The sequence below is a fragment of the Paenibacillus sp. tmac-D7 genome, from assembly GCF_006519665.1.
GTDB classification, from domain to species: Bacteria; Bacillota; Bacilli; order Paenibacillales; family NBRC-103111; genus Paenibacillus_G; species Paenibacillus_G validus.
The window spans coordinates 19,861-27,340 of the sequence record NZ_VIDW01000055.1; the positions used below are offsets into that span (position 1 = coordinate 19,861).

Genomic DNA, 7,480 nt, shown 5'->3' on the forward strand with positions numbered 1-7,480 from the left:
AGCTCCAATATCATACTAACTTACGGAGCCGGCATGATCAATCATAAGCTGCCAAGCCGCAGCATTCCAATGAAGCCGTATTCCGGCTTTATTCAGCAATGTCAACGTCAGATCCAACAGCAGCCTTGACCCGTGCTTTGGTTCGCTTGATCATCACGATGGAGAATGCGAAAAGCACCAGGGAAAGCAGCATAATGGTCAACGAGATCGGCCGCTCGAAGAAAATGCTGAAGCTGCCGGATGACATAGCCATGGACTGAATAAAGGACTTCTCGAACATCGGTCCTAACACAAAGCATAAAAGCAGCGGAACGACAGGCCAACGATATTTATGAAAGATATATCCGATCACGCCAAACAGGAGCGATACAAATACATCGAACATGCTGTTATTGATGGAATATGCCCCGATCACGCTAAGAATCAAAATAATGGGAGCCATGATTCCATAAGGAATCCGCGTTAATTTGGCCCACAGCCCGACTAAAGGCAAGTTTAATACAAGCAGCATCACATTCCCGACAAACATACTTGCAATGATCGTCCAAACAAAGGGTCCGTGCTCTTCAAACAGGGTGGGCCCAGGCGTAAGTCCGTTAATCATCAGACCCGCCAGCAATACGGCGAGCGGCGTGGAACTGGGGATCCCCAGCGCAAAAAGCGGGATAAAGCCCGATGAACTCGTTGCATTGTTGGCCGCTTCGGGAGAGGCGACCCCTTCCATGGCCCCGTGACCGAATCTTTCGGGAGTTTTGGACACTTTCTTTTCCAAGTCATAAGCCAGGAAGGTTGTAACGGCTGCGGAACACCCCGGGAGCAGACCGAGGAAGAAACCAACCAAGCCTCCCCTGAGCATCGAATTAGACGTTTGGCGCAATTCCGACCATTTCGGATAAATATTGCCGATTTTTTGAATCGCGATCGTTTTTGTGTTTTCTTCCATTCCTTTGATCACTTCGGTGATAGCAAACAGGCCAATGACAACGCTGATCATGTCAATACCTGCCGTTAACGGTTCGAAACCGAAGCTGAAGCGCATCTTTCCTCCGGTCAGCCCCATCCCTCCCATGGAGAGCAAATAACCGAAAAGTCCCATGATCAACCCTTTTTTCAAAGAGTTGCCGGACAAGTTAACAATAACGGTAAGCGCTAATACCATGAGCGCAAAATATTCGGGAGGGCCGAATTTTAACGCTTGATCGGCAAGCATCGGTGCAAAAAATACGAGGCCGATGACCCCCATCGTTCCGGCAACAAAAGAAGCTATGGCGGAAATACCGAGCGCAGGTCCGCCACGGCCCTGTTTGGCAAGCGGATAACCGTCCAGGCAGGTCGGGACTGCGGAAACTTCCCCCGGAATATTAAGCAGGATTGCGGTGGTAGAGCCGCCATACATAGCGCCGTAATAAACGCCGGCCAACATAATGATGCCTTCTGTAGGTCCGAGTATCGTTGTGAACGGAAGCAAAATAGCAATGGTGGATGTAGGTCCAAGCCCCGGCAGCATGCCGACTAATGTACCGATTATAGCCCCCCACATGGCCATCATGAGGTTCATAGGCGAAAGGGCTTCTGAAAAGCCGTCTAACAGCAAGTTTATTGCTTCCATCTTAACCTTTACTCCCTTAGCCTAAAAATTTAAAATTCCCTCAGGGAACGGCATTCTGAGCCAATAAACAAAAATCAGGTAAATGACCGCTACTTGAATGGTCGAATAAATCGCCGATCTAAGCAAATTGTAGGAGCCGATGACCCTAAATAAAGCTATGGAAACGACGAACGTGCTAAGGGTATACCCTAAAAATTGAAGTAAAATCCAATAAACAAACATGATGCCTACGACGAGGAGCATCCCGCGCATGATTTTAGATTCGGGGAACTCTACCTTGAAGCGCTCCCCTTTCGCGAAGAGCATGAGCAGGCCGAGTAAGATCAAACCTGCGCCTACAACTCCGGGCAATAGGTAATCCCCGACAAACGTACTTACACGCTCGGGATATAAACGTATGGCTTCCGACACCGATATGCCGCCGAAGACGATACTGATCAGCCCGCCGATACGGTCTGACAACATAGGGTATCCTCCTTTCATTCCATGTTTCCTCCAGCCGGGCAAGAGGGAGAACGGTCTCCTGCTTGCCCACGGCTGCCCATCGAACATGCGATCGCATGCTTCCTATAATCGATAGGAACGATTATTGTTTCCTGGGAATTTTCAATGTTTCAGGGCTTACTTTAGCCGCGCCGGCATCCTGCAATAGCCAAGCGGAGGTTGACTGCCAGTCGCGCCAGAACTTCTCTGCTTCATCGCCGGAGATTCCCATAGGTACCACGGCCATTTTCTCCAGCAGTTTCAGGAATTCGGGATCCTTCTGCGCTTCCGAGAACGCTTTCACCAAACTTTGTTTAACAGAGTCAGGGGTATCCTTTTTCACCCAAGCGCCATAAAACGGTCCCCACGGAAGAAACTTCTTCATATCCGGCAACGTTTCCGTAATCGCCGGCACGTCCGGCAGTTCCTTCACCTTCTCATCGTTAACAACGGCAAGCACGCGTACCTTTCCGGCTTTCGCATTTTCGATCGCCGCCGACAAAGCTACGACCGACACGTCAATATGATTGCCGAGCAGCGCCGTGAGAATCGGGCCGTCGCCGTCAAACGGAACCATGTTGAATTTGGTATCGGAGATGGAATTGATCATCGTGGTGACCATGAATGAAAGTCCCCCGGGGCCGCTCGAACCCATTTTAACTTTGCCCGGATTCGTTTTCGCATCCTGTATCAGATCATTCAGCGTTTTATATTTGGAATCTTTCGGTACGGTGATCGTGGCTATACCGCGCCCCATGATGTTGACCGGATAAAATTCATGAAACCCCCGCTCCGAAAGCTGCAGCACGCCGTAGATGCCGGGATTTTCCGCTGAGAACAGCAAGGTGTAGCCGTCCGCCTTTTTATCATAAACGTACTGCGTACCTACCGTGGCGGTTGCGCCGGGCTTGTTCGTGATCGCAATCCCCTGGCCCAGCTTCTTCTCGGCAACCGTGGCTATGGCGCGCGAAACGAGATCGGTTCCTCCGCCCGCTCCGAACGGCACGATGCCCTCGATAGACTTGGTAGGATACTTCGGCTCAGAGCCGTTCGCAGAACAAGCGGTAATCATAAGCATGCTTGCGATTGCCGTAAAAACGATTCCCTTTTTCAAAAACTTTCCTTGGCTATGCAATTTCATTGAATATTCCTCCTATAATCGCTATGGGATGATTAAATGATGGCGCCTTGATCGCGTAATTGCTTTTGCAAGCCCGCTATATCTATATCTTTCGGGGGCACATTCTGCTTACCGCTTAATGCGCACGCTACGCCTGCGGCATGACCTATCGCCATGCATTGCGCCATGACCCTGGTGGAGGCATTGGCATAATGCGTCGTCGAGATGGATCTTCCGGCGACAAGCAGATTGTTTACGTTTCGGGGAATTAAGGTTCGATAAGGAATTTGGTAATCATGATCCAAATATTTTTTTATCGTTTTGTTCTCTCGGGCATCGTGGTATTCGACAGGCCATGCTCCCCAACAAATCGCGTCTTCGAAGGACGCACCCTGCATGACATGCTCTTCGGTCAGAACAAAATCGGCAATGATCCTCCTTGACTCCCTGATGCCGATTTGCGTAGCGATTTCACTCAAATGGGCACTGCCGAACCCTGGAATCTTATCTTTCAAAAATTTACTGTATTCAATACTCGACCTCCTTCCTTCGATTTCCGCATACGTCATTTCCTTGGCGTTCAATGAAGAAAAATCGGATATCCAGTTCATGTTGCAAATGACGGAGTCGCCCACAGCCGACTCCATAAATACGCCGGCAGTCCGAAATAAATCGTATTCGCCGTCATCGATGCTTTGTTGAACCTTGTCCTTAAATGCTTGCCGCGTAATCGTTTTGGCTTCCTGAACCTTTACGTCCCCCATTTTGAACACGGTGGTCGCCGCCTGAATCTGTCCCTTTTCATTCCCGATTACATAAGGGGCGCCGGCCAGAGCGACAATATCCGCATCGCCGGTACAATCGATATAGTTTTTTGAAAATACCCGAAAGATCCCTTCTTTATTCGTAATAATCGCGTACTGGATCTTCGCGTGTTCTTGCTTAACCCCAATCACTTGAGTGTGTAATAATAGATGGATATTGCTGTAATTCAACAACACCCGATCGATGGCATATTTCAACAAGTGATGGTCGCATGTATCGGCGCGATGCTGCCCGAAATCGACGCCTTCTTGTACCCCGCCAAGCGCTCTCAACTCATCGAAGAGTTCATCTCGAATACCGCCTATAATCTTTTTTTGCTTGTCGGCCGAGTAAGCTCCGCAAATGGTGCTCACGGCCGCGGCGGTAGCCATGCCGCCTAGAAATCCGTATTTTTCAATAAGCAAAACCTCTGCTCCGCTCTTCGCCGCCCCAACGGCTGCCCCTATGCCCGCGAACCCCCCTCCCATAACAAAAACATCCGTATGGATATCCCCGGCAAATTTCAAACCTAATTCTTGTGCTGCTGCTTCAAACATTCGAACGCCCACCTTATGAGTTATCCTAATTTTTGCTGCGCTTACTTCCCTCGGGACTTTTTGTATGCTTCATTCATTTCCTGGATATATTTCTGAAAGTTAGCATCGGCTTTCAGCTTTTGAACGAATTGATCCCAAGCTTCAATCGGCTCGGTTCCCATAATAATCTTCGTCTTCAGATCCTGGGATTTTTTGTTAACTTCCGGCATGTACTTATCTCCGGTTTCGGAAATAAGATTTGCCGCCGGGTTGGCCACGCTGTACTTCTCCCGTTCATCGAGCGTAAGTTTGTTTCTTTCGTACAAATCCTTCGGAATGCCCGTAGCGAAAGCTCTTAACGCATACTTGTCGTTCGTTGTGAACACTTGTCCGAAGACTTCCAAGGATACGTTATCCTTAACCGCTTGCTCCGTGGAAACCTTCATCCCGTTCACGACGTTGTAATGAATGCCCTCCATGCCGAAGTTCGCGATGTTGGCGATTTCATCCGTAGCTCCTTTATCCATCATGCTCAATATTTGCTTCATTTTGGATTCCGGCACCCTTTTTGAAATCGCATACATACCGAAATGGCCCGTATCCCGTCCGACAAATCTGCCCCCGGGACCCTGTACATAGTTTAATGGATAATAATCGGCTTTCGGTTCAACCTTCCGCAAATCTCTTAGCAGAATCCAGTCCTGGATGACGGCGGAGGAAAAGACGCCTCCTTTTCCCGCCTTCAGCTGATCTTTCATCCGGGAAAGCTTCATGACGGCAAAATCGGGGTTCACCAGACCTTCGGTGTAGGCTTTATTCCACCATAGCAGCGCTTCCCGGGTCCCGGGCAGCAGATCGGGATGAATGATTTGGTCGCCGTCTACTTTCCAACCGTTGGCATGATTAAATACGTCGCGAGCCCAAGTAAAATAACCCATGTTATCGGCTTCCACCATCCCGACAAACCCGGGGGTATCTCTTAACCCGTTGCCGTCAGGATCTTGTTCGGTGAACGCTTTCATAACTTGATACAAATCGTCCATCGTTTCCGGAACTTCAAGATTCAGCTTATCGAGCCAATCCTTACGAACGATTGGAATTCCATACTGGCCCACCGTGGGACGCGCGCGGGTAATGCCGTAAATTTTATTTTCGATTTTAATATTTTCCCAGGAATCTTTCGGAGCTGCCATCAAATTAGGGTAATGGGTAACGATGTCCGTTAAATCCCAGAAAACCCCTTGTTTCACCGCGCTAACAACGTTCGGCGCGAACGGGTTTTCGATCAACAGCAAATCCGGCAAATCTCCGGAAGCCAGGGTCACGTTCATTTTGTCCAAGTAATTATTTGGAGAATACCACGTTATGTTCAGCTTGACGTTCAGCTTGTTTTCCAGCTCTATCCATATCGGATTGTCCTTCAAAGGGGGTTCTGCACCGCGGAACGTAGTCATGATGCTTACCTCAAGCGGTTTGTCCGGATTTTGTTCTTTTCCTCCTTTGTTCATCCCGTTTTCGTTGCTTGTGCATGCGCTCAGTACGGAAGCCGTAAAACAAACCAAGACAAGCAGCGCCTTGACTCCTTTTCGACCTCTTTCTTTTCCAGGCATCTTATACCTCCTTGGCAATGTCACATTCATAAGGTAATTGATTTGGCGATTAGCGGCAACCATACTTTTTTTCCAGCCCAAGCTTCGCTAATTCGCTACCTTCCAAGCATGATAGCACTTTTTTTCGCAGCTTCAATCCCTTGAGAAAAAAAATACTATAAAAGCACATTCAAATTCATGCGCGGTTGCTCCACGCTCACGGAACTCTGCGGCGATGGCCGGGAGTCAAGGTTTTCAAACCCGTGCCCTTCCGTTATAATAAGAACAATTTGAAGCACGGGAGTGGACGAATCATGAACTATAAAATGATCGCGATCGACATTGACGACACCTTGATCAACGATGACAAACAAGTAACCGAAGGCACGAAGAAAGCGCTTGCCGCAGCCATAGCCAGCGGCGTTGTCGTAACGCTCGCTACCGGCCGCATGTATGCGTCCGCCCGATCGATCGCCGAACAGCTCGGTCTGAACGTACCGTTGATCACTTATCAAGGCTCGCTTGTGAAAAACGCGATAGACGGCAACGTCTTGTACGAGCGCTGTGTGCCGGCTTCCGCCGCGCAGCTCATTTTCGATTATTGCGAGCGCAACGGACTGCATCTGCAGTTGTATGTGGACGACCAATTATACGTGAAAGAGCGTAACGAAAAGGCGGAAGCGTATGCCTCGTTATCCAAGGTCCCTTTCATCGTCGAACCGGATTTCCGATCCTTGGCCGGCAAGCCGTCGAACAAGCTTCTGGTGATCGACGAGCCCGACAAGCTGGACAGCGTCGCCGCCGAGCTGCGCGGGTTATTGGGGCAGCAGGTGCACATTACGAAATCGAAGCCGCATTTTCTGGAGATCGTTCACGCGGAAGGAACGAAAGGACATGCGCTGGCTCATCTGGCCGGCCATTTCGGCTTCGATTTGGAGAAAGTCATCGCCATAGGCGACAGCTGGAACGACCGTGAAATGCTGGAGGCGGCCGGTCTTGGCGTGGCCATGGCCAACGCCGTCGACCCGTTGAAGGCGATCGCCGATTACGTGACGCTCAGCAACAATGAGGACGGTGTCAAACACGTCGTGGATAAATTCATACTCCAAACCGTTTAGCGAAAGGCGCGCGGTTCGGACGGACAAGAAGAGGCGAAAAGCGACAAGCCTCTTCTTTTTTCTTGTTCACCTTTGCAGTATTGCTACATATAGTTGGGTAAGGTTTCTATTAGGCATCAGCCTATCCGATAGCAACTTACTAGCAGAGGGGAGATTTACAATGGTTAAACCTACGAACGGAGATCCGGACCGCGGTCTTTTTCCCGGGACGCCGGGCGGAC

Annotated in this window: 6 protein-coding genes; 1 reads left to right on the forward strand and 5 read right to left on the reverse strand. The window is 49.7% G+C overall.

Annotated elements, in window-relative coordinates:
• Positions 1–88: 88 nt before the first annotated feature.
• From FKP33_RS23730 to FKP33_RS23750, 5 genes are all read right to left on the reverse strand, one after another.
• Complete coding sequence (locus FKP33_RS23730) at positions 89–1,609, reverse strand: tripartite tricarboxylate transporter permease (protein ID WP_141336529.1); 1,521 nt, start codon at positions 1,607–1,609, stop codon at positions 89–91.
• Positions 1,610–1,630: 21 nt separating this feature from the next.
• Positions 1,631–2,074 (reverse strand): tripartite tricarboxylate transporter TctB family protein, encoded by a 444-nt coding sequence (locus FKP33_RS23735; RefSeq protein ID WP_054798185.1) that lies wholly within the window; start codon positions 2,072–2,074, stop codon positions 1,631–1,633.
• Positions 2,075–2,195: 121 nt separating this feature from the next.
• Positions 2,196–3,233: a Bug family tripartite tricarboxylate transporter substrate binding protein gene (locus tag FKP33_RS23740; protein WP_127608790.1), complete on the reverse strand. Its 1,038-nt coding sequence runs from the start codon at positions 3,231–3,233 to the stop codon at positions 2,196–2,198.
• Between the two features lie 32 nt (positions 3,234–3,265).
• Positions 3,266–4,573, reverse strand: coding sequence for an FAD-dependent oxidoreductase (locus FKP33_RS23745; RefSeq protein WP_127608791.1), 1,308 nt, complete (start codon positions 4,571–4,573; stop codon positions 3,266–3,268).
• Positions 4,574–4,614: 41 nt separating this feature from the next.
• Positions 4,615–6,162 carry an extracellular solute-binding protein gene (locus tag FKP33_RS23750; protein WP_141336530.1) on the reverse strand — a complete coding sequence of 516 codons (1,548 nt, stop codon included), beginning with the start codon at positions 6,160–6,162 and terminating at the stop codon, positions 4,615–4,617.
• 293 nt (positions 6,163–6,455) lie between these two features.
• Here FKP33_RS23750 and FKP33_RS23755 point away from each other — a divergent pair, with 293 nt between their 5' ends.
• A complete protein-coding gene (locus FKP33_RS23755) occupies positions 6,456–7,259 on the forward strand; it encodes a Cof-type HAD-IIB family hydrolase (RefSeq protein ID WP_127608793.1) in 804 nt (267 codons plus the stop codon).
• Positions 7,260–7,480 lie beyond the last annotated feature (221 nt).

Excerpts from the sequence above, each read along its gene's own strand:
- FKP33_RS23740 (WP_127608790.1), bottom strand. The coding sequence starts at position 3,233 with ATGAAATTGCATAGCCAAGGAAAGTTTTTGAAAAAGGGAATCGTTTTT.
- FKP33_RS23735 (WP_054798185.1), bottom strand. The coding sequence starts at position 2,074 with ATGTTGTCAGACCGTATCGGCGGGCTGATCAGTATCGTCTTCGGCGGC.
- FKP33_RS23750 (WP_141336530.1), bottom strand. The coding sequence starts at position 6,162 with ATGCCTGGAAAAGAAAGAGGTCGAAAAGGAGTCAAGGCGCTGCTTGTC.
- FKP33_RS23755 (WP_127608793.1), top strand. The coding sequence starts at position 6,456 with ATGAACTATAAAATGATCGCGATCGACATTGACGACACCTTGATCAAC.
- FKP33_RS23730 (WP_141336529.1), bottom strand. The coding sequence starts at position 1,609 with ATGGAAGCAATAAACTTGCTGTTAGACGGCTTTTCAGAAGCCCTTTCG.
- FKP33_RS23745 (WP_127608791.1), bottom strand. The coding sequence starts at position 4,573 with ATGTTTGAAGCAGCAGCACAAGAATTAGGTTTGAAATTTGCCGGGGAT.